General features: G+C 71.8%; 22 protein-coding genes. 12 read left to right on the top strand and 10 right to left on the bottom strand.

Going from position 1 to position 21,970, the window contains the following annotated elements:
* Positions 1 to 34: 34 nt before the first annotated feature.
* Positions 35 to 1,099, top strand: coding sequence for an endo-1,4-beta-xylanase (locus tag ABFX81_RS23335; RefSeq protein ID WP_086850458.1), 1,065 nt, complete (start codon positions 35 to 37; stop codon positions 1,097 to 1,099).
* 949 nt (positions 1,100 to 2,048) lie between these two features.
* Here ABFX81_RS23335 and ABFX81_RS23330 read toward each other — a convergent pair.
* From ABFX81_RS23330 to ABFX81_RS23320, 3 genes are all read right to left on the bottom strand, one after another.
* On the bottom strand, positions 2,049 to 3,083 hold the full coding sequence (locus ABFX81_RS23330) for a LacI family DNA-binding transcriptional regulator (RefSeq protein ID WP_346138591.1): 1,035 nt from the start codon (positions 3,081 to 3,083) through the stop codon (positions 2,049 to 2,051).
* A gap of 211 nt (positions 3,084 to 3,294) precedes the next feature.
* Positions 3,295 to 3,501, bottom strand: a complete 207-nt coding sequence (locus ABFX81_RS23325) for a DUF5999 family protein (protein ID WP_086847082.1) — start codon at positions 3,499 to 3,501, stop codon at positions 3,295 to 3,297.
* Between the two features lie 457 nt (positions 3,502 to 3,958).
* On the bottom strand, positions 3,959 to 4,543 hold the full coding sequence (locus tag ABFX81_RS23320; RefSeq protein ID WP_346138590.1) for a hypothetical protein: 585 nt from the start codon (positions 4,541 to 4,543) through the stop codon (positions 3,959 to 3,961).
* A 553-nt stretch (positions 4,544 to 5,096) separates the two neighbouring features.
* Between ABFX81_RS23320 and ABFX81_RS23315 the strand changes: the two genes are divergently transcribed.
* Together ABFX81_RS23315 and ABFX81_RS23310 are read left to right on the top strand one after the other, a co-directional pair.
* Positions 5,097 to 6,614, top strand: a complete 1,518-nt coding sequence (locus ABFX81_RS23315; RefSeq protein WP_086847078.1) for a glutamate-cysteine ligase family protein — start codon at positions 5,097 to 5,099, stop codon at positions 6,612 to 6,614.
* A gap of 67 nt (positions 6,615 to 6,681) precedes the next feature.
* Positions 6,682 to 7,485, top strand: coding sequence for a CPBP family glutamic-type intramembrane protease (locus ABFX81_RS23310; RefSeq protein WP_086847076.1), 804 nt, complete (start codon positions 6,682 to 6,684; stop codon positions 7,483 to 7,485).
* Positions 7,486 to 7,506: 21 nt separating this feature from the next.
* Here ABFX81_RS23310 and ABFX81_RS23305 read toward each other — a convergent pair whose 3' ends face one another.
* Complete coding sequence (locus tag ABFX81_RS23305; protein ID WP_086847074.1) at positions 7,507 to 8,325, bottom strand: PhzF family phenazine biosynthesis isomerase; 819 nt, start codon at positions 8,323 to 8,325, stop codon at positions 7,507 to 7,509.
* A 177-nt stretch (positions 8,326 to 8,502) separates the two neighbouring features.
* Here ABFX81_RS23305 and ABFX81_RS23300 point away from each other — a divergent pair, with 177 nt between their 5' ends.
* On the top strand, positions 8,503 to 9,132 hold the full coding sequence (locus ABFX81_RS23300; protein WP_086847072.1) for a helix-turn-helix transcriptional regulator: 630 nt from the start codon (positions 8,503 to 8,505) through the stop codon (positions 9,130 to 9,132).
* 143 nt (positions 9,133 to 9,275) lie between these two features.
* On the opposite strand, the gene ABFX81_RS23295 is transcribed toward ABFX81_RS23300, so the two are convergent.
* The gene (locus tag ABFX81_RS23295; RefSeq protein WP_086847070.1) at positions 9,276 to 9,704 is read right to left on the bottom strand and encodes a type II toxin-antitoxin system Rv0910 family toxin; all 429 of its coding nucleotides are present in this window, start codon (positions 9,702 to 9,704) and stop codon (positions 9,276 to 9,278) included.
* Positions 9,705 to 9,926: 222 nt separating this feature from the next.
* Here ABFX81_RS23295 and ABFX81_RS23290 point away from each other — a divergent pair, with 222 nt between their 5' ends.
* The 3 genes from ABFX81_RS23290 (at position 9,927) to ABFX81_RS23280 (ending at position 12,796) form a co-directional block, all read left to right on the top strand.
* Positions 9,927 to 10,526, top strand: a complete 600-nt coding sequence (locus tag ABFX81_RS23290; RefSeq protein WP_346138589.1) for a Clp protease N-terminal domain-containing protein — start codon at positions 9,927 to 9,929, stop codon at positions 10,524 to 10,526.
* A gap of 86 nt (positions 10,527 to 10,612) precedes the next feature.
* Positions 10,613 to 11,623 (top strand): EamA family transporter, encoded by a 1,011-nt coding sequence (locus tag ABFX81_RS23285; protein WP_086847068.1) that lies wholly within the window; start codon positions 10,613 to 10,615, stop codon positions 11,621 to 11,623.
* Between the two features lie 225 nt (positions 11,624 to 11,848).
* A complete protein-coding gene (locus ABFX81_RS23280) occupies positions 11,849 to 12,796 on the top strand; it encodes an EamA family transporter (protein WP_086847066.1) in 948 nt (315 codons plus the stop codon).
* A 46-nt stretch (positions 12,797 to 12,842) separates the two neighbouring features.
* Here the strand turns inward: ABFX81_RS23280 and ABFX81_RS23275 are convergent, their stop codons facing one another.
* Positions 12,843 to 13,526, bottom strand: coding sequence for a pyridoxamine 5'-phosphate oxidase family protein (locus ABFX81_RS23275; RefSeq protein WP_086847064.1), 684 nt, complete (start codon positions 13,524 to 13,526; stop codon positions 12,843 to 12,845).
* Between the two features lie 35 nt (positions 13,527 to 13,561).
* Between ABFX81_RS23275 and ABFX81_RS23270 the strand changes: the two genes are divergently transcribed.
* Positions 13,562 to 14,893: an aminotransferase class I/II-fold pyridoxal phosphate-dependent enzyme gene (locus ABFX81_RS23270; protein WP_086847062.1), complete on the top strand. Its 1,332-nt coding sequence runs from the start codon at positions 13,562 to 13,564 to the stop codon at positions 14,891 to 14,893.
* Between the two features lie 328 nt (positions 14,894 to 15,221).
* Here ABFX81_RS23270 and ABFX81_RS23265 read toward each other — a convergent pair whose 3' ends face one another.
* Positions 15,222 to 16,160, bottom strand: coding sequence for a DMT family transporter (locus ABFX81_RS23265; protein ID WP_346138588.1), 939 nt, complete (start codon positions 16,158 to 16,160; stop codon positions 15,222 to 15,224).
* A 74-nt stretch (positions 16,161 to 16,234) separates the two neighbouring features.
* Between ABFX81_RS23265 and ABFX81_RS23260 the strand changes: the two genes are divergently transcribed.
* Entirely contained in the window at positions 16,235 to 17,137 is a 903-nt protein-coding gene (locus ABFX81_RS23260) for a LysR substrate-binding domain-containing protein (protein WP_086847058.1), read from the top strand.
* A 15-nt stretch (positions 17,138 to 17,152) separates the two neighbouring features.
* Here ABFX81_RS23260 and ABFX81_RS23255 read toward each other — a convergent pair whose 3' ends face one another.
* Positions 17,153 to 17,623, bottom strand: a complete 471-nt coding sequence (locus ABFX81_RS23255; RefSeq protein ID WP_086847056.1) for a pyridoxamine 5'-phosphate oxidase family protein — start codon at positions 17,621 to 17,623, stop codon at positions 17,153 to 17,155.
* A 136-nt stretch (positions 17,624 to 17,759) separates the two neighbouring features.
* On the opposite strand from ABFX81_RS23255, the gene ABFX81_RS23250 reads away from it, so the two are divergent.
* On the top strand, positions 17,760 to 18,410 hold the full coding sequence (locus ABFX81_RS23250; protein WP_086847054.1) for an isochorismatase family protein: 651 nt from the start codon (positions 17,760 to 17,762) through the stop codon (positions 18,408 to 18,410).
* Here ABFX81_RS23250 and ABFX81_RS23245 read toward each other — a convergent pair.
* Together ABFX81_RS23245 and ABFX81_RS23240 are read right to left on the bottom strand one after the other, a co-directional pair.
* Positions 18,397 to 18,882, bottom strand: coding sequence for a Rieske 2Fe-2S domain-containing protein (locus ABFX81_RS23245; protein ID WP_086847052.1), 486 nt, complete (start codon positions 18,880 to 18,882; stop codon positions 18,397 to 18,399). The two genes, ABFX81_RS23250 and ABFX81_RS23245, sit on opposite strands and share 14 nt — an antisense overlap.
* Before the next feature lie 231 nt (positions 18,883 to 19,113).
* Complete coding sequence (locus ABFX81_RS23240) at positions 19,114 to 19,815, bottom strand: GAF domain-containing protein (RefSeq protein ID WP_346138587.1); 702 nt, start codon at positions 19,813 to 19,815, stop codon at positions 19,114 to 19,116.
* 469 nt (positions 19,816 to 20,284) lie between these two features.
* Here ABFX81_RS23240 and ABFX81_RS23235 point away from each other — a divergent pair, with 469 nt between their 5' ends.
* Together ABFX81_RS23235 and ABFX81_RS23230 are read left to right on the top strand one after the other, a co-directional pair.
* A complete protein-coding gene (locus ABFX81_RS23235; protein ID WP_086847048.1) occupies positions 20,285 to 20,752 on the top strand; it encodes a hypothetical protein in 468 nt (155 codons plus the stop codon).
* Entirely contained in the window at positions 20,749 to 21,924 is a 1,176-nt protein-coding gene (locus ABFX81_RS23230) for a zinc-binding dehydrogenase (RefSeq protein WP_086847046.1), read from the top strand. The genes ABFX81_RS23235 and ABFX81_RS23230 overlap by 4 nt, the downstream gene beginning before the upstream one ends.
* Positions 21,925 to 21,970 lie beyond the last annotated feature (46 nt).

Raw genomic sequence — 21,970 nt, 5'->3', positions numbered from 1 at the left:
GCTCACCCACCCATCGATCGTGAGGAGTCGCACCATGCGCAAGACCGCTCCACGGCTCAGACTCGCCGGGGCGCTCGCCGCCGCGCTGATGCTCGGCGGCATCGCCACCGGGCCGACGGCACAGGCGGACGAGCGGCACGGGAAGGAACCGACCCTCGCCGACCTCGCCCAGCGGCACGGCCGCTACTTCGGCAGCGCCACCGACAACCCCGAGCTCGTCGACGAGCCGTACAAGGCCCTGCTCGGCAGCGAGTTCGACCAGATCACGCCCGGCAACGGCATGAAGTGGTACGCGACCGAGCCCCAGCAGGGCGTGTTCGACTTCTCCCAGGGCGACGAGATCGTGAACCTCGCCCGTGCCAACCGGCAGAAGGTGCGCGGCCACACCCTCGTCTGGCACAGCCAGCTGCCCGGGTGGCTCACGGAGCGGGAGTGGACGGCCCGGGAGCTGCGGGCCGTGCTGAAGAAGCACGTCCAGGCCGAGGTACGGCACTACCGGGGCAAGGTGTTCGCCTGGGACGTCGTCAACGAGGCGTTCAACGAGGACGGTACGTACCGCGAGTCGGTCTTCTACAAGACGCTCGGGCCCGGCTACATCGCCGACGCGCTGCGCTGGGCGCACCAGGCCGATCCGCGCGTCAAGCTGTACCTCAACGACTACAACATCGAAGCGATCGGCCCGAAGAGCGACGCGTACTACAAGCTGGCCAAGGAACTGAAGGCCAAGGGCGTCCCGCTGCACGGCATCGGCCTCCAGGCCCATCTGGCCCTCCAGTACGGCTATCCGACGACCCTGGAGGACAACCTCCGTCGCTTTTCCCGGCTCGGCCTCGACACATCGCTCACCGAGGTCGACATACGGATGCAGCTGCCCGCGACCGAGGAGAAGCTGGCCCAGCAGGCCGAGTGGTACCGGGATCTGACCGAGGCCTGCCTGGCGGTGCGCCGCTGCGTCGGCATCACCCTCTGGGACTACACGGACAAGTACTCGTGGATCCCGGCGTTCTTCCCTGGCGAGGGTGCGGCCCTGCCGTGGGACGAGCAACTGGCCCCGAAGCCGGCGTACTTCGCGCTCCGTGAGGCGCTCGGGGGGAGGTAGCGGGGCGGGAGCGACCTGCCGCAGGGAGCGCTGGGCGCTGGGCGCTTTGCGGGTGTGCCGGGGCGAGTCGGCTCTGGCGGGCGGTGGGTCGCGCCCGGTTTGGTCCGGCGGGTGGGGCTGGGCGGCTTTCGCGGGTGCTGGGCCTGGGATTTCGTCGCCGCTGGGCTGGGGGATTTCGTGGGTGCGGGGTGCGGGGTGCGGGGTGCGGGCCCGTGTCGGCGCTGGCATGGCGGTTTTCGTCGGTGCTGGGTTCGGGTCCCCGTCCAGGCTGGGATGCGCTCTCGTCGGTGCCGGTCCCGCGTTCCCGTCGGGGTTGGGTCCGTGACCCGGTCGTGCTGGCTGGGAGGTTTTCGTCGGTGCTGGGTCCGGGTCCTCGCCGACGCTGGGCTGCGCTCTCGTCGGCGTCGGTCCCGCGTTCCCGCCGGGCCGGTCCTCCGCTCCCGTCGGGGGTGGGCCCGTGATCCGGTCGGTGCTGGGGTGCGGTTTCGTTGGAGCCGTGCGGGCTTCCGCCGGTACTCGGCACGCACCTCGTCGAGGCCGGGCCCGCGTACCCGTCAGTGACGGTCCCGTGTTCCCGAAGGCGCCGGTCCTGCGTTCCCGTCGGGTTGGGTCCGCGATCCGGTCGGTGCTGGCTGGGCGGTTTTCGTCGGTGCTGGGTCCGAGCTCCCGCCGACGCTGGACGGTGCTCTCTTCCGTGCCGGGGTGCGGATCCCCGTCCACGCTGGGCTGCGCTCTCGTCGGTGCCGGTCCCGCGTTCCCGCCGGGGCCGGTCCTCCGCTCCCGTCGGGGGTGGGCCCGTGATCCGGTCGGTGCTGGGGTGCGCTTTCGTTGGCGCCGTGCGGGCTTCCGTCGGTACTGGGCCACGCACCTCGTCGAGGCCGGGCCCGCGTACCCGTCAGTGACGGGCTCCGGCGCCCCGGCCGGTTTGCGCCTCCGTCGGGCGGGGTCGTCAGGTTTTCGCCGCCGGAGGGGCCGTGCTGGACCGGATCACCAGGTCCGTGCCCAGTTCCACCCGGGGTGAGTCGGGCTGTTGGTCTCGGGTGAGTCGGAGGACCGTGCGGGCGGCCAGTTTGCCCATGTCGGCCAGGGGTTGCCGGACCGTGGTCAGCGGCGGAGCCGACCAGCGGACTTCCGGAAGGTCGTCGAAACCGACCACGCTCATGTCCTGCGGTACCCGCAGCCCGCGTCGGCGCAATGCCTCGATCGCGCCGAGCGCCATCTGGTCGCTGGCCGCGAACACGGCGGTCGGCGGCTCGGGCAGGCCGAGCAGGGTGTCGCAGGCGGCGAAGCCGGACTCGGGGCGGAAGTCGCCGGGGACGACGAGGGACTCGTCCATCGCGATGCCGGCGCCCTCCAGCGCCGCTCGGTAGCCGTCCAGCCGGGCCCGGGAGCACAGCAGCCGCGGCGGCCCGGCGATCAAGCCGATCCGGCGGTGGCCGAGGGACAGCAGGTGCTCGGTGGCCGCCATGCCGCCCGACCAGTTGGCGGCGCCGATGGTGGGTACCTCCAGGGCGGGCGAGCCGGCCGGGTCGACGATGACGAGCGGGACGCCGAGAATGCGCAGTTCCTCGTGGAGCGTCGGCTCCAGGGCCGAGGTGACGAGGATGACGCCGTCGGAGGCTCGGGCCCGGAGGTTGCGCATCCACTCGCGGGCGTCGCCCGAACGCCCGTGGATGGCCGACACCACCGTGCCGACCCCGGCCGCGTGCGCGACCTCCTCGACCCCGCGGATGATCTCCACGGCCCAGGGGCTGTCGAGGTTGTTGAAGACCAGGTCGAGCAGGGCGGCACGGGTGCCCGGGGCCGCGGGGCGCTTGCGGTAGCCGTGGCGGCGCAGCAGCTCCTCGACGCGGGCCCGGGTCTGCGGCGACACGTCGGACCGGCCGTTGACGACCCGGGACACGGTCGGCACGGACACGCCGGCCTGCCGGGCGATCTCCGTGATCGTGACCTTGCTCGCGGACTCGGCCTCACCTGCTGCCACTTGCCCCACCTCCGTCGACGGGTGATCCCGAAACTTCCAGGAGTCTTCCGGAAAACGGGCATCCGTGGGAAGGCTGTGCGAGGCATGAACGGGACGTCGCGGGAGGTGACGGTGAGTGACAGCTCCCGGACACGCGTCGGGGCCGGTTCGCAGGGTGTCCTGCGGCCGGCCCCTCATGTCTGCGGGCGGTATGTCACACCGCCCGGCGGCCTCAGGCGGCCGTCATCACCTGGCTGGAGGCCAGCGGACGGTGCGGGTCGATGACCCGGCCGTCCGGCAGGAGCTCGCCGGTGTCCTCGAAGAGCACCACGCCGTTGCACAGCAGGCTCCAACCCTGCTCCGGGTGGTGCGCCACGAGACGGGCGGATTCCCGGTCGGCGGATTCGGCTGACGGGCACGGAGTCTGGTGCTGGCACATGGGTGGGATCTCTCGCTGTGTCGTGATGGATGGGATGGCTGAGTCGGCTGTCGTGTCTGTTCCGCGGCTAGAAGTGTCGTTCATGGCCGCCCCCCGTTGTGTAAATCGTCGGAACCCAGTGTTGCCCCACGGGCGTCGATCCGCAGGCATTTCGCGGCACGGCTTCTCACAGGTTCATGACGCATCACCCGCGCGGACGGTTCACCCCAACTGGACTGTCACTTCGGATGGTTCGTGGTGGCCGAATGGGGCTAGTCCGATCGAGCAGGTGGTCCATTCCGGCTCGTACGAGCTATTCGGTGCTCGTACGAGCGGACTTGTGGGTGCACGCCTCCGGGCGAACTCATAGTGTGCTCGCACGAGCGAACTCACAGTGTGCTCGTTCATCGGCAAAAAGGGGCGACCCCGCCGCCGGGAATTCGGCGACGGGGCGCGGAGAGCTTCGGGGCGCGGCGCTTCAGGCGGGTGAGCCGAGCAGTCGCGTGGGAGTCACCCGGTGGGTCAGCACCGGAAGCAGTTCGGCGACGCGGTGCGGGCGATGGGCCGCGATGCCGGGAGGTGCGGGGGCCAGCGGGACGAGCAGGTCGGTGGCGGCGGGATGGCCGGTGGCGCCGTCGGCGGCGCAGTCCTCGTGCAGCCAGAGCGTCAGCATGTACAGGCCGGGTACGGACAGCAGTCGGGGCTGGTACGGCTGCGGCATCGTCTCGGCCTGGCGCAGGGCGCGCTCGGTGGAGGTGATGTACGGGCCCTCGAAGAAGCGGGAGAAGGCCCAGCCGTCGGGAGTCAGCATGGTCTCCGCCGCGGCCACCGCGCGGTCGCCGATGCGGATCAGGAAGCGCCACCCGGCCAGCCGGGTGGCCGCCACGCCCTCTGCCGTGACCCGCTCGAGGACGTGGACGGGCAGAGGGAGCTCGGGAGTGGCGGGTCCCTGGGCGCGGAGCAGGGAGGGAGTTCGGGCCTCGCGAACCGCGGTGGGAGAGGAGAGCGCAGTGAGGACGGAACGGAGTGCGGGCGCGGGAGCCGGCGGGACATGCAGCGGCATGGTGGGTCGCCTCTCATTCAAAGGCACGGCGGCACGAGGGCGGGGGCGGACGGCGCTGTCAGCTCACGAGGGTCAGAGAGGCAGGGGCCAGGGTCTCAAGAACGAGAGGGGGTGGGGTCCGCCGAACATCGCCTCGACGACATGACCCATCGACCGTGGGCGCCAACCTTCTGCCTTGTTCGCGGAGTTTATACGACACGGGTTCAGACTGTGTTTCGTCTAGCCGTTTCCGGTGAGTAGAACAAGGGTACATTCGGTCGGCGATACGCGAGAAATATCCCGATTCCACGCGGGGTGCGCGGCGATGACCTCGGCGAATGCCCCCGCGGCGGTCGGCCCATTCTCGTTGGCGTTTTTCACGAGTTCGCACTACCCGAAAACCCCGGCCTGTGTGTCATGCCGAGTGAATGTGCCACCGGTCATACGTGACCAGCGTAGCGGTCGGCGGGCCCGCCCGGGACGTTATCGATCGCTTTCGCTGGGCATCCTCCACCTGACCGGGACCCCGGCGGCCGGATCTTCGGCCCCGCATCATCCGAGGAGGGACACTTCGATGGGGGAGAAGGTCGTGGCAGGCCGGTTCGACCTGTCCGATCGCCAGCGCTACCGTGACAAGCTCCGTCGGTGTCTGACGGGCTTGGAGCGACTCCTGGCGGAGAAGCGGTTCGATCGCCCCAAGAACCTCATGGGGCTGGAGATCGAGTTGAATCTCGCGGGCACCGACGGCATGCCGAAAATGTTGAACGCGCAAGTCCTCGAACGTATCGCGAGCCGTGATTTCCAAACAGAACTCGCCATGTTCAACCTGGAAGTCAACATTCCCCCACACCGCTTGGGTGACCGGGTATTCGATCGGCTCGCCGAGGAACTCCGTACGTCGCTGGCATATGCTGACCGGAAGGCCGGCGAGGTCGACGCGGGAATCGTGATGATCGGTATTCTGCCGACCCTCGACCGGGACGACCTGGTGTCGTCGAACCTCTCCGACGTCGACCGCTACACCCTCCTCAACGACCAGATCGTGGCCGCCCGCGGAGAGGAGTTCACCCTCGACATCGCGGGCGTGGAGCACCTGAGCTGCACGTCCAAGTCCATCGCGCCGGAGGCCGCCTGCACCTCCGTGCAACTGCACCTCCAGGTCACGCCACCCCGCTTCGCCGACGTGTGGAACGCGGCCCAGGCGGTCGCCGCCGCGCAGATCGCCGTAGGCGCCAACTCGCCCTTCCTCTTCGGCCGTGAGCTGTGGCGCGAGTCCCGGCCCCCGCTGTTCCAGCAGTCCACCGACACCCGCCCGCCCGAACTCCAGGCCCAGGGCGTCCGGCCGAGGACCTGGTTCGGGGAGCGCTGGATCAGCTCGGCGTACGACCTGTTCGAGGAGAACCTGCGCTACTACCCGGCGCTGCTGCCGATCTGCGACGACGAGGATCCGCTGGAGGTGCTCGACCAGGGCGGCGTCCCGAGCCTCGCCGAGCTCGTCCTGCACAACGGGACGGTCTACCGCTGGAACCGCCCGGTCTACGGCATCGCCGACGGTGTCCCCCACCTGCGCGTGGAGAACCGCGTCCTGCCCGCCGGTCCCACCGTCATCGACGTCGTGGCCAACGCCGCCTTCTACTACGGCCTCGTCCGCGCCCTGGCCGAGGAGGCCCGGCCGGTGTGGTCCCGGCTGCCGTTCGAGGCGGCCGCCGCCAACTTCGACGCCGCCTGCAAGGACGGCATCGACGCCCGCTTCACCTGGCCCCGGCGCGGCCGCTACGGCGGGACCACGCAGGTCGACGCCGTGAGCCTGGTCCGCGACGAGCTGCTGCCGCTCGCCGAGGCCGGGCTGGACGCGTGGGGCGTGGAGCCGGCCGACCGCGATTTGTACCTGGGTGTCATCGAGGAGCGGTGCCGGCGCAGGGTGAACGGGGCGAGCTGGCAGGCCGCGACCTTCCACAAGGCGCTGGACGCGGGCCACCCGAGGGACGCCGCCCTGGCGGCCACGACCCGGCGCTACCGGGAGCTCATGCACAAGGGGGAGCCGGTGCACACCTGGCCCGTGGGGTCGCCGGAGCCGGTGCCGTTGGGCTGATGCGCCGCCGGGCCGATCTCCTGCTGCCCTCATACTGATCCGACAGGTCGGAGAAGTGGAGGCAGGTGTGCAGGCGGAGGCGGGCCCGGGGGCCGACGATTCCATTCCCCAGCAGCGGCTCTCGCGGCGGATGCTCCGCAACGAGACGCTGCTCGTGCTGGCGCTCTCGCTCGGTGCGAGCGGAGTCTCCGCCCTGATCAGCTTCATCGGCTCGGTCACGAAGCCCGGCGGGCTGAAGGACCAGGCGGCCACCCTGAACGCCTCGGCCGCGCCCGGCCGTCCCTGGCTCGACCTGGCCTGGCAGCTCTTCGGGATCACCACCGCGCTCGTGCCCGTCGCACTCGTCGCGCACTTCCTGCTGCGCGAGGGCGCGGGCCTGCGCAGCCTCGGCTTCGACCGCACCCGGCCCTGGTCCGACCTCGGCCGCGGGGCGGCGATCGCTGCGGTCATCGGCAGCACCGGAATCGCCTTCTACCTGGCCGCCCGGGGCTTCGGCTTCAACCTCACCGTGGTGCCCGAGGCGCTGCCCGACGTGTGGTGGAAGTACCCCGTGCTGATCCTCTCGGCGATCCAGAACGCGGTGCTGGAGGAAGTCATCGTCGTCGGCTACCTGCTGCGCCGCCTCGACCGGCTGGGGTGGACACCGATGGCCGCGCTGGTGGGCAGCTCGGTCCTGCGCGGCTCGTACCACCTCTACCAGGGCATCGGCGGCTTCATCGGCAACATGGTCATGGGCGTGGTGTTCGTCTACCTGTACCGCCGCTGGGGGCGAGTGGGCCCCCTGGTGGTGGCCCACTCGCTGCTCGACATCGGTGCCTTCGTGGGATACGCCCTGCTGGCGGGCAAGGTCGGCTGGCTGCCGACGGCGTGAGGGATCTGGGAAGGGGGCGTCTCAGGCCAGCAGCTCGCCCTCGATGACGGTGACAGCCCGGCCGGTCAGCAGTGTGCGGTCGCCGCGCAGCTCCGTGCGGACGCGGCCGGAGCGGGGTGAGGCCTGGAGGCCGGTGAGGCGGGGGCTGCCGAGGCGCGCGGACCAGAACGGGGCGAGCGCGGTGTGGGCGCTGCCGGTCACCGGGTCCTCGTCGATGCCGACGTTCGGGAAGAAACAGCGCGAGACGAAGACGTAGCCCCGGTCGGGGTCGTCCGCGCGGGCCGTGGCGATGACGCCGCGCTCGGAGTGGGCGGCGAGGGCCTTGAGGTCGGGGCGGAGGCCGTGCACCGTCTTCTCGTCGGCGACCTCGACCAGCAGGTCGCCGACGTTCGGGCCGGTGTCGAGGACCGTGAGCGGCTCGGTGCCCAGGGCTTCGGCGAGGCCGTCCGGCGGGTCGACCAGGGTGAGGGGAGCCGTCGGGAAGTCCAGCGTGACGGAGCCGTCTTCGGCGGGCGTGGCGACGAGGACGCCGCTGCGGGTGGCGAACCGTACCGGGCCCTCGTGGGTGCCGGTGGTGTGCAGGACGTGGGCGGTGGCCAGGGTCGCGTGACCGCACATCGCGACCTCCGCGGCCGGCGTGAACCAGCGCAGCGCCCAGTCGGCCTCGCCGCCCTCGGGGAGGGGACGGGCGAAGGCCGTCTCGGAGTGGTTGACCTCCAGGGCGATGTTCTGGAGCCGGGTGTCGTCCTGGAAGGCGTCCGCGTCGTTCAGGAGAACGACCCCGGCCGGGTTGCCGGAGAAGGGGCGATCGGTGAAGGCGTCGACGATTCGAATCCGCATGCCCGGACGTTAGAGGTTCGCCGAAGCGGCAGGCCAAGGCCAATTCGCGAGTACTGGCCCGGTTCTCCCCGTTCACATGGCGAGTGTGGGCCCCGATCCGGGCCTTGCCATCCGAACGGTACCGATATATCGTTGAGGCATCGCGACAGATCAACGATGGAATGGAGAGTGTTTGCGATGCATACTCACGGATTCGAGCACGGACATGGCCGCGGCGGACAGCGTCACGGCGGCCGGGGCGGTTTCGAGGGGCTGCGTGCGGCCTTCGGGCCGTTCGGGCCGGGCGGTCCCGGCTGGGGCGGGCCCGGTGGCCCGGGCTTCGGTCCCGGACCCTGGGGCGGACGAGGGCGCGGCGGGCCGAGGGGACGGGCGCGGCGCGGTGACGTACGGGCCTCGATCCTGGCCCTGCTGAAGGACCGGCCGATGCACGGCTACGAGATGATCCAGGAGATCGCCGAGCGCAGCGGCGGGGCGTGGAAGCCCAGTCCCGGCTCGGTGTACCCCACCCTCCAGCTGCTGGAGGACGAGGGCCTGATCGCGAGTGAGTCCGAGGGCGGCAAGAAGCTGTTCTCGCTCACCGAGGCGGGCCGCGCCGCGGCCGAAGAGGGGCCCGAGGCACCCTGGGAAGAGGCCTCCCGCGGGGTCGACTGGGAGGCTCTCGGTGAGATCCGCCAGGCCGGCTTCGGTCTCATGGAGGCCTTCAGCCAGGTCTGGAAGACCGGCAGCAAGGAGCAGCGGGAGAAGGCCCTCGGCGTCATCAACGAAGCCCGCAAGAAGCTGTATCTGATCCTCGCCGACGAGGACTGACGAGCGCCGACGCGGACTGACGAGGGCCGACGAAGCCCGAAGGATCGAGCGTCGTCCAAGTACGGTGCTGGGCAGGCGCCCCGTGGAGTGATCCACGGGGCGCCTCGGCCTGTGCCGGGAGTGGGTCGCCGGTGCCCGGGGTGTCAGGTCACCAGGCCGTCCAGCTTGCGCAGCGACTCGTTGAGGGCGGCCGTGGCCGAGTCCTTGAGTTTGCCCGCCATCAGCGACACCGTCGCGCCCGTGAACTCGCCGTCGATGCGCACCGTCGTCGCGTCGCCGTCGGGTGTGAGGGTGTAGCGCGTCGCGACGGTCACACCCATCGGGCCCTTGCCGCGGATGGCGAGCACCCGGGCCGGTTCCAGTGCCTCGACGGTCCACTCCACCTCGGCCGGGAAGTTCATGAGCCGCATGTTCTCCTGGAACGCGGCGCCCACTTCGAGGGGCTCGGGGCCGCCCGACGGGAAGCTCGTGTGGGTCGCGTTCCACTCGCCGTACGCGGACCAGTCCGTGAGCCTGGCCCACACCTTCTCGGCAGGCGCTCCGATGCGTGACTCCGCACTGACTTCGGCCATGCGACCACCTCTTCACGTCCGGCTGGGATGTCGCGGAACGTAGCCGCGGCGACCGCAATGTTCAATACTGATGAACCGTCAGCCGTTCCGGGGTGCCCGGTGAAACAGCCTGATGTCCTCCGTAAGGAGGAGATTCCGGCCTGCGGTGTCCACTTTCTGTGGGACGCGAAGATGCTCCGCTCCGGGGATGACCCGGGCCCTCGGGACTGATGGGGTAGGGGTGTGCAACCCCGTATCCCCCGCCAGTCGGCGCATGAGCACGGCATCCACCGCGCGGAGAACGATGCCAGGCTCAGTGACGAGCTGGCATCGGTGGTCACCGGTGCCCGCCGCAGGGCGGTCAGGGACGCGGACCGGCAGATCGACACCGCCCATCTGCTCCACTCGCTGCTGGAGTCCGACCCCGAGGCGCGTGCCGTCGTCGGCGAGGGGCCGCAGATCGCGCGGCTGCTCGGCTACCTCGTCCAGCGCAGCATCGGATACGGCCTGCGCTGGCAGAGCGGCGTCGAGGACTCCGGCGCGGTCCCCGTCGTGACGGAGAGCGCGGGCTTCTCGCCGCTGGCCGCGGCCTCGATGGAGTACGCCTGCGAACGTGCCGAGCGGCACGGGGGACCGGCCCGCGGTGTCGACCTGCTCGCGGCGATCGTCGTGGACTCGCAGTCGCGCGCGGTCGAGGTGCTCCGACGCGCCGGGGTCGACCCGCACGCGGTGCTCGCCCGGCTCGACGGCTGGTCCGAGGCGTCTCGGGAAGGTGTCGACCGGTCCGAGGAGCGCGCCGACCGGTCTCAGGAGTGCGTGAGTGGTGGCGAAGGCGCTCACTGACCGGTCCATCGCGGAGCCGCCTTTCGTGTCCGGACAGTGGGACAGGTGCCATAAGGGGTGACGCTCCTGTCATGGCCTGTCATCATGTGCCGGTGCGTACGTCTGACAGCAGCCCCAGCAGCCCCAGGCACGGCAAGGGTGTGGGCCTCGGCCTCGCGCTCCTGTCCGCGGTCGCCTTCGGCGGATCCGGTGTCGCGGCCAAGCCGCTGATCGAGGCGGGCCTGGACCCGCTGCACGTGGTGTGGCTGCGCGTGGCCGGGGCGGCCCTGGTCATGCTGCCGCTCGCCGTGCGCCACCGCGCGCTGCTGCGCCGCCGGCCCGGACTGCTCGTCGGGTTCGGGCTGCTGGCCGTCGCCGGTGTCCAGGCCTGCTACTTCGCGGCGCTCTCCCGTATCCCCGTCGGGGTGGCGCTGCTCATCGAGTACCTGGCGCCCGCCCTCGTCCTGGGCTGGGTGCGGTTCGTGCAGCGGCGGCCCGTGACGCGTGCCGCGGCGGTCGGTGTCGTCCTCGCCGTCGGCGGGCTCGCGTGCGTCGTCGAGGTGTGGTCGGGGCTCGGCTTCGATGCACTGGGACTGCTGCTCGCACTCGGCGCGGCCTGCTGCCAGGTCGGCTACTTCGTCCTCTCCGACCAGGGCAGCGACGCCGGGGACGAGGCGCCCGACCCGCTCGGCGTCATCGCCTACGGCCTGCTCGTCGGCGCGGCCGTGCTGACCGTCGTCGCCCGGCCCTGGAACATGGACTGGTCCGTGCTCACGGGCACCGCGCGCATGGACGGCACGCCCGTCGCCGCGATCGCCCTGCTGGCCTGGATCGTCCTCGTCGCCACGGTCGTCGCGTACGTCACCGGCGTGCTCGCCGTGCGGCGGCTCTCCCCGCAGGTCGCCGGTGTCGTGGCCTGTCTCGAAGCGGTCATCGCCACCGTCCTGGCCTGGATCCTGCTGGGCGAGCACCTGTCGGCGCCGCAGCTCGCCGGTGGCGTGATCGTGCTGGTGGGCGCGTTCATCGCACAGTCGTCGACGCCCTCGAAGGGCTCCGGACAACCGGTGGCGAGCGGCGGCCCGGAAAGGAAGTTGTCCCGGCCCGGCAGGGCCGCATAAGGTGCCGATCATGCCTTCGAACGCACTCGTTCTTCCGCCTCCGGCCGCCTGAGGCGGGCCCTCCGGAAACCGCGCCCGGCGTGTCACCGCCGGGCCGAACGGTGCTGCCCGCAGACGAAGTCCGCGGACCCCGCTGATCCGACGTGATCCGGGGCCCTTCCCGAACTTCCGCGCACCAGCCGCCGCCGCTACGCGGCGCGCCGTGCGCGTCTGCGGAGAGAACACGTGTCGAACACTGCCTCCGGCCTGCCCGTAGGGCGAGGCCTCCTCTATCTGATCGTCGCCGGTGCCGCCTGGGGCACCGCGGGCGCGGCCGCCTCACTGGTCTACCAGGCCAGTGACATGGGCCCCGTCGCCCTCTCCTTCTGGCGCTGCGCCGCCGGACTCGTGCTGCTGCTCGCCGTCCGCCTCGTCCGGCCGCGCGCCCGGGTCGCCGTGCGGGAGCCGCTGGGCCGCCGGACGCTGCGAGCCGGCGTCACCGGGATCGGGCTCGCGGTGTTCCAGACGGCCTACTTCGCCGCCGTCTCCGCCACCGGCCTCGCCGTCGCCACGGTCGTCACCCTGGGCGCCGGACCGGTGTTCATCGCGCTCGGCGCCCGGCTGACGCTCGCCGAGCGCCTCGGCCGGGGCGGAACCGCCGCCGTCGCGGGCGCGCTCACCGGGCTCGCGGTCCTCGTCCTCGGCGGCGGGGGCACGACCGTGCGCCCGTGGGGTGTGCTGCTCGCGCTGCTGTCCGCGGCCGGGTACAGCGTGATGACGCTGCTCATCCGCCGGTGGGGCCGCGGCGGCGAGGCCGACGCCTCCCGGACGACCGTCGGGGCCTTCGCCGTCACGAGCCTGTGCCTGTTGCCGTTCGCCCTGTCCGAGGGGCTGCTGCCGCACACCGAGGACCCCGGCCGGGTCCTGGTCCTGCTGGTGTACGTCGCCGCCGTCCCCACGGCCCTCGCCTACGGCCTCTACTTCGCGGGCGCGGCCGTCGTACGGTCGGCCACCGTCTCGGTGATCATGCTGCTGGAGCCGGTGAGCGCGGCGGTGCTCGCCGTCGTACTGCTCGGTGAGCAGCTCACGGCGGCGACGCTGGCCGGGACTCTGCTGATGCTGGGTTCGGTCGCGGGGCTCGCGGTGGGGGAAGCGCGCGGCGCAAGGGCCAAGGAGCCGGTGATGCTCGTGTGACCACCGGGCGGGGAGCTGCGGCCGGTTGCGCGGCTCCCCGCGCCCCCTACCGTGCCCTCAAGTAGTCGGGCAGCTCGGTGCCGGCGGCGAGGTCGGGGTCGGCGATCGGAGTGCCGTAGGTCTTCCGCACCGGGACCACACCGGCCCAGTGCGGCAGGTCGAGGTCCTCCGGTTCGTCGTTCACGCCGCCGGTGCGGAGCTTGGCGGAGACCTCGTCCAGGTCGAGGCGGAGCACCGCTGTGGCGGCCAGCTCCTTCTTGTTGGCCGGTCGCGAGTCGGCGGAACGGCCCGGCACGACGTGGTCGACCAGGGCGTCCAGGGCCTGCCGCTTCTCCTCGGGGTCCGTCACGTCGTGCGCGACGCCGTGCACCACTACGGAGCGGTAGTTGATCGAGTGGTGGAAGGCCGAGCGGGCGAGGACCAGCCCGTCGACGTGCGTGACGGTCAGGCAGACCGGGAGACCCGGGTCGGCCTGGCCGGCCGCCCGCAGCGGACGCGAGCCCGTCGAACCGTGCACGTAGACCCGCTCGCCGACCCGGGCGTACAGCGTGGGCAGCACGACCGGGGCGCCGTCGCGGACGAAGCCCAGATGGCAGACGTAGGCCTCGTCGAGTATCGAGTGCACCAGGTCCCTGTCGTACGAGGCCCGGTCCGGCGCGCGGGTGGGGACGGTGCGGTCGGTGGGGGCGTAGGCGGCGGGTTGCGACGGCGTCGGCGTGGTCCCCTGCATGGCGCTCTCCATTGCACTAGTGCATAATTGGGTTTGTGCTAGGAGAGTATCGGATCAGTGGGCGTCGTGCAGCGGACATCTCGGCGAGCATCGAGCGGGCGGTGGGGAGCGGTGAGCTGCGGCCCGGTCAACTGCTGCCGCCCATGCGGGAGTTGGCGGAGCGGCTGGGAGTGAATCCCAACACGGTCGCGGCCGCGTACCGGACCCTGCGCGAGCGCGGGGTCATCGAGACCGCGGGCCGGCGCGGCAGCCGCGTGCGGCCCGCGCCGGCCACGACCGGGCGGGACCACATCAGGGTCGACGTCCCCGAAGGCGTGCGCGACGTGTCCAGCGGCAATCCGGATCCGGCGCTGCTGCCGGCCCTCGCGGCGGCGTTCGCGGCGGCGGCCGCCGAGGGCGACCGCGCTCCGGTCCTGTACGGCGAAGGGCCCGTGGATCCCGAGCTGGCCCGGATCGCCCGGGACGCGTTCGACGCCGACGGGGTGCCGGAAGGGCCGCTCGCCGTGGTCTCCGGAGCGCTCGACGCCGTGGAGCGGGTCCTGGCGGCCCACCTCAAGCCCGGCGACACCGTCGCCGTCGAGGATCCCGGCTGGAGCCGGACCCTGGACCTGGTCCCGGCGCTCGGGCTGCGGATAGTCCCCGTCGGCCTCGACGACGAGGGGCCGTACGTCGATGACGTACGGCGGGCGCTCAAGGGCGGGGCGCGTGCCCTGATCGTCACGGACCGGGCGCAGAACCCGACCGGCGCCGCGGTGAGCGCCGCACGCGCGCGTGCCCTGCGGTCCGTGCTCCGGGAACACCCGGAGACCCTGCTCATCGAGGACGACCACGGGCACGGCATCGTCGACGTGCCCCTCCACCCGCTGGCCGGGGCCACCCGGCACTGGGCGTTCGTGCGCTCGGCCGCCAAGGCCTACGGACCCGATCTGCGCCTCGCCCTGCTCACCGGGGACGCCGTCACCGTGGACCGGGTGCACGGCCGGCAGCGGCTCGGGCCCGGCTGGGTGAGCCGGCTGATGCAGCGGGCGCTGGTGCGGCTGTGGGCCGATGGGGCGGTGGACACGTGCGCGGTGGCGGCGGCGTACGGGAGGCGCCGGGACGCGCTGATCGGCGCGCTCGGCCGGCGCGGTGTCGCGGCGCAGGGGCGCAGCGGCATGAACGTGTGGGTGCCCGTGCCGGACGAGACCGGCGCCGTCGCCCGGCTGCTGCACGCGGGCTGGGCCGTCACCCCCGGTGCGCGCTTCCGGCTGAGCGCGCCGCCCGGGATCCGGGTCACCGTCTCGACGCTCACCGAGGACGAGACCGAGGCGCTGGCGGACGCGATCGCCTCGGCCCTGGGGCCGGCGCCGGCGCGGAGTTACGTCTGAGGCTCCGGGCTGGATGTCCTTGGACCGGCTGGGTGTGGCGCGTTCGTGGACCGGCTGGGTGTGGGGCGCTCGTGAACCGGCTTCGTCCGCGGTGTCCCGGAACCGGCCGGGTCGGCGGTGTCCGTGAACCCGCCGGGCCGGTGGCGTCCGGTGGGTCGGCCACGTCTGCCGCGTCAGCGAATCGCCCCCCCGGCCTCTGAGGTGGCTGCCGGAGCCGCTTCGTCCGAGGCGTCCCGAGCCGGTCGCATCTGAGGCGTCCCGAGCCGGTCACGCATGTGAGGCGTCCGCCGAACCGGCCACGCGTACGCCGGACGCCCCGGCCCGCCCCCTACGCCCTGACCTTCGGCCGGACCTGCGTAAGTGCCGCGCCGATCAGGACGATCACCGCCCCGACCGGCGTCGACCAGGAAAGCGACTCGCCCAGGAGCGCGACGCCCGCGGCCGTGGCGATGACCGGAATGAAGTACGTGACCATCTGGGCGGTCGTCGGCCCGACCTCGGCGACCAGGCCGTACTGGAGGAGGACGGCGAGGCCCGTGCCGAGTGCGCCCAGGGCGGCGATCGCCAGCAGCGGCCCGACGGACAGGCTGGTGGGCAGGGTGGTGAACAGCGGGGTGACGACGGCCAGTTGGATCGTGGCGAGCAGCAGCTGCGCGCCGGTCATCGACAGGTGCGAGTGGCTGGTGCCGGCCAGGGTGCGGCGGACGTAGATCCAGCCGATCGGATAGCTGAGGGAGGCCAGCAGGGCCAGTGCCGTGCCGGTGGCGTCCAGGCCGTGGAAGCCCTGCCAGGCGCCCAGCACCGTGAGCACCCCGAGGAAGCCGAGCCCGAGACCGGCGACCCGCACCCGGGTCGGGCGGTCCTCCGACAGGGCGACCAGGGACAGCGCCATGCCCCACAGCGGCGACGTCGCGTTGCAGATGCCCGCCAGCGTGGACGGGATGGTCAGCTCGGCGTACGCGAACAGCGAGAACGGCAGGGCGTTGAGCAGGAACGCGGCGACCGTCAGATGCCCCCAGGTGCGGGCCCCGCGCGGCAGCCGCTCGCGGCGCACCGCCATCGCCGCGGCCAGCACCGCCGTACCGAACACCAGCCGTCCGAGCGTGACCTGGAACGGCGCGTACCCCTCGGTGCCCACCTTGATGAGGAGGAAGCTGAAGCCCCAGATCAGGGACAGGGCGGCGAAGCGGAGACGCCAGTCGAGGCGGCGACGGGGGCGGTCGCCCGAGGGGGTGGCGACCCGGCCGGGGGTGGTGACGGTGCTCATGGAACCACGATGGCGGTCAAGAACCTCGTAGCACAATCGAGATTTCGCAACCGGTATTGCGTAGCATCACTTACATGTTGAACCTGGAGCGCCTGCGCACCCTCGACGCCCTCGCCCGGCACGGCTCGGTCAGCGGCGCGGCCGAGGGGCTGCACATCACGACGTCCGCCGTCTCCCAGCAGATGTCCAAGCTGGAGCGGGAGGTCGGGCAGCAGCTCCTCGCCAAGAACGGCCGGGGCGTGCGGCTCACCGACGCGGGCCGGCTGCTCGCCGAGCACGCCGCGCGCATCCTGTCCCAGGTCGAGCTGGCCCAGTCCGACCTGGAGGCGCAGCGCGGACAGGTCGTCGGCGAGCTGAGACTCTCGGCGTTCCCGACGGCCGCCCGCGGCCTGTTCCCGCTCGCGCTGTCCGCCCTGCGCGAGCGGCATCCCGCGCTCCGGCTGCGCTCCTGCGAGCTGGAACCGGAGGCCGCCCTCGCCGGGGTCGTGCGCGGCGACCTCGACCTCGCCGTGGTCCTCGACTGGTACAACAAGCCGATGGCGCTGCCCGACGGTCTGGTCAAGGCGCCGATCATGGACGACCCCGCCGATGTGGCCATGCCCGCGGACCACCGGCTCGCAGGGCGGGACGAGGTGGACCTCGCGGAGTTCGCCGACGACGAGTGGATCACCTGGGGCGAGGGCGAGTTCTGCCACGAGTGGCTGATGTACACGCTCCGCTCTCAGGGCATCGAGCCGCTCGTGGGCCACCGTGCCGCCGAGACCCACACCCAGCTCGCGCTGGTCGCCGCGGGGCTCGGCGTGTGCGTCGCCCCGCTGCTCGGCCGCCGCCCCGTGCCCGCGGGGGTCGTGACCGTCCCCGTCAGACAGCGGGTCCGGCGGCACGTGTACGTGGTCTGGCGCGCGGACGCCGACCGCCGCCCGTCGATCCGGGCCGCGGTGAAGGCCCTCCGGGCGGCGGGGGAGAGCCTCGGCTGAGCCCGGACCCCGGTGCTACCGCGCCCCCAGCTTGCGGAAGTCCCAGGAGACGATCTTCTGCGGCGTCAGCCGCATCCAGGCGTGCCGGCCGTCGTGCGGCATCTCCTCCAGGCCGAAGTTCTTCCGGGCGAACAGCGTCTCCGGGACGTCGAGTTCGGCGCGCAGCTCGCCCGTGCGCGGGATCTCGCCCACGAACTCGACGGTGCCCGACAGTTCGACGCCGCGCAGCTCGTCGTACTCCTCGCCGGTGTCGACCACGATCGCCACCCGCGGGTCGCGCCGCAGGTCGGTCCACCGTTTGCTGCGCACGACCGAGTACAGCCACATCGAGGTGCCGTCCCAGGCGAACCACAGCGTGCTCACGTGCGGGGCGCCGTCGGCCGACACCGTGGCGACCCGGCAGGTGCGCTGGGTGGTGAGGAAATCGTCCAGCTCGCCCGGCGTCATCATGATCTTCCGGCCCCGGCGCTGCTGAGTGACGGTCATGCTCCCCCTCTTTCTTCTCTCACGTCGTGTCAGAGGAGATCCTCTGACATCACGTCAGAAAAGGATGGGTTCTCTTCCGTCCATGCGCAATGGTGGTTACGCTCACGCGCCCAGCCGCCGGCGCCCAGGGGGAACCGTGCCCGCGCACGCAGAGCTCAGCGAACTCCTCGATCCGCGGACCACCGTGCTGCTCACCGTCGAGTGCCAGGAGGGCGTCGTCGGAGCGGACAGCGCTCTGCCCCTACTCGCCGAGGAGGCCCGCGCCGGCGGGGTGCTCGCCAACGTCGCCCGGCTGGTGGCCGCCGCCCACGAAAGCGGCGTCCAGGTCGTCCACGCCATCGCCGAGCGCCGCCCCGACGGCCGCGGGGCCAGCCGCAACGCCCGCCTGTTCCGGGCCGCCGGACGCCTGCCCGTCCAGCAGTTGTCCGGCACGCCGGCGGTGCGGGTCGCGGCCCCGATCGAGGTCGCCGACGAGGACCTCGTCGTACGGCGCCTGCACGGGCTGTCGCCCCTCCAGGGCACCGATGTCGACCCGCTGCTGCGCAACCTCGGCTGCCACACGCTGATCGTCACCGGGGTCTCGGCCAACGTGGCCGTTCCCAATGCAGTGTTCGACGCCGTGAACCGCGGCTACACCGCCGTCGTCCCGGCGGACGCCATCGCGGGAGTGCCCTCGGACTACACCCCCGCGATGATCCGCCACACCCTCGCGTTGGTCGCCACGGTCGCGACCACGGACGAGGTGCTGGCGTGTCTGCGACGTCCGCGTGGGGTCAGGCGAGCGTGATGGAGTCGCCGTTCACGCTGATCTGCTTTTCCTCCAGAGGTTTGACCGCGGGAGCCTTCTTCACGCTGCCGTCGAGGACGGAGAACTGACTGCCGTGGCAGGTGCAGGAGATGATGTCGTCCTTGAGGTCGACCATCGGGCAGTTCTGGTGGGTGCAGATCGTCGAGAACGCCTTGAACTCGCCCGCCGTCGGCTGTGAGACCACGACCTTCTCGTCCTTGAAGATCTTGCCGCTTCCCTCGGGGATGTCGGCGGTCTTCGCGAGGGCCGCACCGCCGGCTCCCGCTCCGGTGGACGAGCCGCCCCCCTCGTTCGTCGCGCCGCCGCCGGCACCCTGTTCGGTGGACGGATCGGACGGCTCCTCCTCCGATCCGCACGCCGTCAGCGCCACGGTGAGCCCTGCCGCGCCCACCGCCGCCACGAGGGTGCGGCGGCTCGGTCCCGACTTCGGCTGAACTGATTCGCTGGTCATGCTGACGTTCCTTCCGGGGATTCGTGATCTGCCGAGAGGTACGGCCCCTGGGGACCGGCTGTTCACACGATGCCGAAATCCTGACTGGCCCGCGGGAGGACATGGGTAAAGCGGAGCTGTCGGTTCGCTGTCGGGTTCCGGGGCGTCGCCGCGAGGCGCTGCCGGAAGGACCGTCGCGGCCCCGGCGGGTCCAGGACAGGAGTCATGACCTCGCACCGGCCGTTGCCGGGCTCACGGGCCGCGCAGGATGTCCCTGGTGATGTCCGACAGTGACCTGCCGGTGCGGAAGGCTTCGGCGCGCATGAGGGCAAGGGCGTTCTCGGGGGTGAGCCTCCGCCGGGTCGACAGGGCGCCGACGGCACGCGCGGTGTCGAACCAGTGGGCGCGGACGACCTCTTCGGGCTCCCAGGTCGGTGCCCGGTCCCCGGTGATGATCATGTCGCGGGTCGGCAGGAGGGCGGCCGCCACGGCGTCGGCCACCTGGGACGCCTCCTCCAGAGCCTCCTTGCTCAGAGCCTGGGGACGAAGCGCCAGCAGGTCGACCGTTCCCAGGACGTAGTCGCCGAAGAAGACGGGGAGCGCGTACACCGACCCCACCTGCGGCAGCTTCTCGCGCATGGTCGCACCGAAGAGGGGCCAAGGCGTCAGCTCCTCACGCAGGTCGTTCACCGCCACCGGTTCACCGGAGTGCGCGGCGCTGATGCAGGGTCCTTCCAGCACCGTGAACTGGATCTCCTCCAGCAGGAGCGCCGCGTCGTCCGAGGCGGCGAGCAACTGGCGGGAAGGGGTGTCGGTGAGCAGCGACAGAGTGGTGCCGTCCACCCCGAGCCCGTCGCGCACCGCCCCGCACACCCGCCGTGGAACCTCCTCGGCGGGTGCCTTCGCTGCGGCCTCCGCGACCAGCCGCGCCGCCTTGACGGCGTCGGCCGTCATCCGGCCCTCCATCGATCCGGCACGGAGGGGAGGGCGGGCGGACGGCCGGCTGCGCACACGCGGAACCCGGTGACCCGCGGGCCCTGCCGGGGAGGTGTCTTCGCCGTGTGCCGATTCGCCGTGGGCCGATTCACCGTGTGCCCATCCGCCGTGCGCCGATTCACCGTCTGCCGATGAGGAGCCATGCCGGCGGAGTACCCCACCTGGCCGTGACGACGCCGACCGTGCCTGCGTGGTGGCTGAACATGATCGCCTCGACCTCGATGCCCGTCCTCGGCCACTGCGCCTCCACGGGCGGTGTGCGCACGCAGGGCGCGGCGGCACTCCGACGAGGTTGCAGCGCACACGGAGGGTTACTCGTCGCACCGGCACTCATCGGTGCGCACAGGAAGGGCACAGCCACGATGCCACGCACGCACGTACCCCGATCATTACCCGCCCCTCTGCCTCACGAAGGACGTGACCGCGCATGACCCCTTGGAAATCACTGGCAGCCGCGGCTGCGGGGCTCACCGCCGGAGCCGTCGTCGCCCTACGGCGCTCGACGGCACGTCCGGACGACCCGGGCGCCGCCGACCGCTGGCTGACCGTGACGATCAACCGTGCGCCGGGTGACATCCAGCCCGACAAGCTGCCGTCGCCGCTGGGGGAGTACGGCGACCGGATCGAGACCCGGATCACCGCCGCACCCGGCGACCGGGGCACCGAACTGGCCGTACGCCTGAAGGAATCCCAGGGCGCCGCGGGCTCCCTGCCCGCACGGCTCGCCGGCCAGGACGAGCGCCAGGATCTGCGCCGCGCCCTGCGCGAGGCGAAGGCGCTGCTGGAGGCGGGCGAGGTCATGCGACCCGACACACCGCCCACCACGCACGAGACCCCCGGCGGGAAGCTCGTCGGGCTGCTGTCCAGGCGCGCGGGCGGGGAGGGAGTGCTGTGAAGGCGCTGTGCTGGGAAGGCGTCAACAAGCTCGGCGTGGAGCAGGTGCCCGACCCTGTCCTGCGCAACGAGCAGGACGTGATCGTACGGTTGATCGCGGGCACCACCTGCGGCTCCGACCTCCACCTCATCGGCGGCTACATCCCCTTCATGCGGTCCGGGGACGTCATCGGGCACGAGTTCCTCGGCGAGGTCGTCGAGGTCGGTGCCGCCGTACACCGGCACAGGGTGGGCGACCGGGTGGTGGTCTGCTCGTTCGTCGGCTGCGGCCGCTGCTGGTACTGCGCCCATGATCTTTGGTCGCTGTGCGACAACACCAACACCAACCCCGGCATCGGGCAGGCCCTGTTCGGCGCCGACACCGGGGGGATCTTCGGCTACTCGCACGCCATGGGCGGGCTGCGCGGCAGCCACGCCGAGTACGTGCGCGTGCCTTTCGCGGACTACGGCGCCTTTCCCGTCCCGGAGGGCATCGACGACACCAGCGCCCTGTTCGTGTCCGACTCGGTGCCGACGGGCTGGATGGGCGCCGACCTGGCGGGCGTCAAGCCCGGCGACGTCGTCGCCGTCTGGGGCTGCGGGGCCGTCGGCCAGATGGCGGCGCGCGCCGCGATCCTGCTCGGCGCGGAGCGGGTGATCTCCATCGACCGGATCCCCGAGCGGCTGGAGATGACCGAGCGTCACATCGGCAGCGAGGTCATCGACTACACGGCCACCGACGTCGGGGCGGAACTGCGCGAACGCACCGGCGGCCGCGGCCCGGACGTGTGCATCGAGGCGGTCGGCATGGAGGCGCACAGCGACAGCCCGGTGCACCTGTACGACCAGGCCAAGCAGCAGTTGCGGCTCCAGACGGACCGTCCCACCGCCGTCCGGCAGGCCATCCACGCCTGCCGCAAGGGCGGCACGGTCTTCATCCTGGGCGTCTTCGCCGGAGCCGTCGACAAGTTCCCCTTGGGCGCGGTGATCAACAAGGGCCTGACCGTGCGCGGCGCCCAGATGCACGGCCAGCGCTACATCCCGATGCTCCTGGACCGCATGGCGGCCGGAGAGCTGAGCACGGCCCACCTGGCGACCCACTCCGTCACATTGGACGAGGCGCCGCGCGCGTACGACCTGTTCAAGCACAAGACCGACGGCTGCGTACGCGCGGTCATCCGGCCGGGCGGCTGAGACGCACCCCGACATCTTCGGGATGCGCTCCCGTCAAAAACGTGCC

It is taken from the genome of Streptomyces coeruleofuscus (genome assembly GCF_039532725.1).
Taxonomy (GTDB): Bacteria; Actinomycetota; Actinomycetes; order Streptomycetales; family Streptomycetaceae; genus Streptomyces; species Streptomyces coeruleofuscus.
The sequence above is the reverse complement of the archived record's forward strand: the minus strand, read 5'-3'. Positions and strand labels throughout refer to the sequence as shown.

Excerpts from the sequence above, each read along its gene's own strand:
- ABFX81_RS23335 (WP_086850458.1), top strand. The coding sequence starts at position 35 with ATGCGCAAGACCGCTCCACGGCTCAGACTCGCCGGGGCGCTCGCCGCC.
- ABFX81_RS23305 (WP_086847074.1), bottom strand. The coding sequence starts at position 8,325 with ATGCGGATTCGAATCGTCGACGCCTTCACCGATCGCCCCTTCTCCGGC.
- ABFX81_RS23260 (WP_086847058.1), top strand. The coding sequence starts at position 16,235 with ATGTTGAACCTGGAGCGCCTGCGCACCCTCGACGCCCTCGCCCGGCAC.
- ABFX81_RS23240 (WP_346138587.1), bottom strand. The coding sequence starts at position 19,815 with ATGACGGCCGACGCCGTCAAGGCGGCGCGGCTGGTCGCGGAGGCCGCA.
- ABFX81_RS23235 (WP_086847048.1), top strand. The coding sequence starts at position 20,285 with ATGACCCCTTGGAAATCACTGGCAGCCGCGGCTGCGGGGCTCACCGCC.
- ABFX81_RS23315 (WP_086847078.1), top strand. The coding sequence starts at position 5,097 with ATGGGGGAGAAGGTCGTGGCAGGCCGGTTCGACCTGTCCGATCGCCAG.
- ABFX81_RS23275 (WP_086847064.1), bottom strand. The coding sequence starts at position 13,526 with ATGCAGGGGACCACGCCGACGCCGTCGCAACCCGCCGCCTACGCCCCC.
- ABFX81_RS23325 (WP_086847082.1), bottom strand. The coding sequence starts at position 3,501 with ATGTGCCAGCACCAGACTCCGTGCCCGTCAGCCGAATCCGCCGACCGG.
- ABFX81_RS23245 (WP_086847052.1), bottom strand. The coding sequence starts at position 18,882 with ATGACCAGCGAATCAGTTCAGCCGAAGTCGGGACCGAGCCGCCGCACC.
- ABFX81_RS23295 (WP_086847070.1), bottom strand. The coding sequence starts at position 9,704 with ATGGCCGAAGTCAGTGCGGAGTCACGCATCGGAGCGCCTGCCGAGAAG.
- ABFX81_RS23255 (WP_086847056.1), bottom strand. The coding sequence starts at position 17,623 with ATGACCGTCACTCAGCAGCGCCGGGGCCGGAAGATCATGATGACGCCG.
- ABFX81_RS23300 (WP_086847072.1), top strand. The coding sequence starts at position 8,503 with ATGCATACTCACGGATTCGAGCACGGACATGGCCGCGGCGGACAGCGT.
- ABFX81_RS23320 (WP_346138590.1), bottom strand. The coding sequence starts at position 4,543 with ATGCCGCTGCATGTCCCGCCGGCTCCCGCGCCCGCACTCCGTTCCGTC.
- ABFX81_RS23265 (WP_346138588.1), bottom strand. The coding sequence starts at position 16,160 with ATGAGCACCGTCACCACCCCCGGCCGGGTCGCCACCCCCTCGGGCGAC.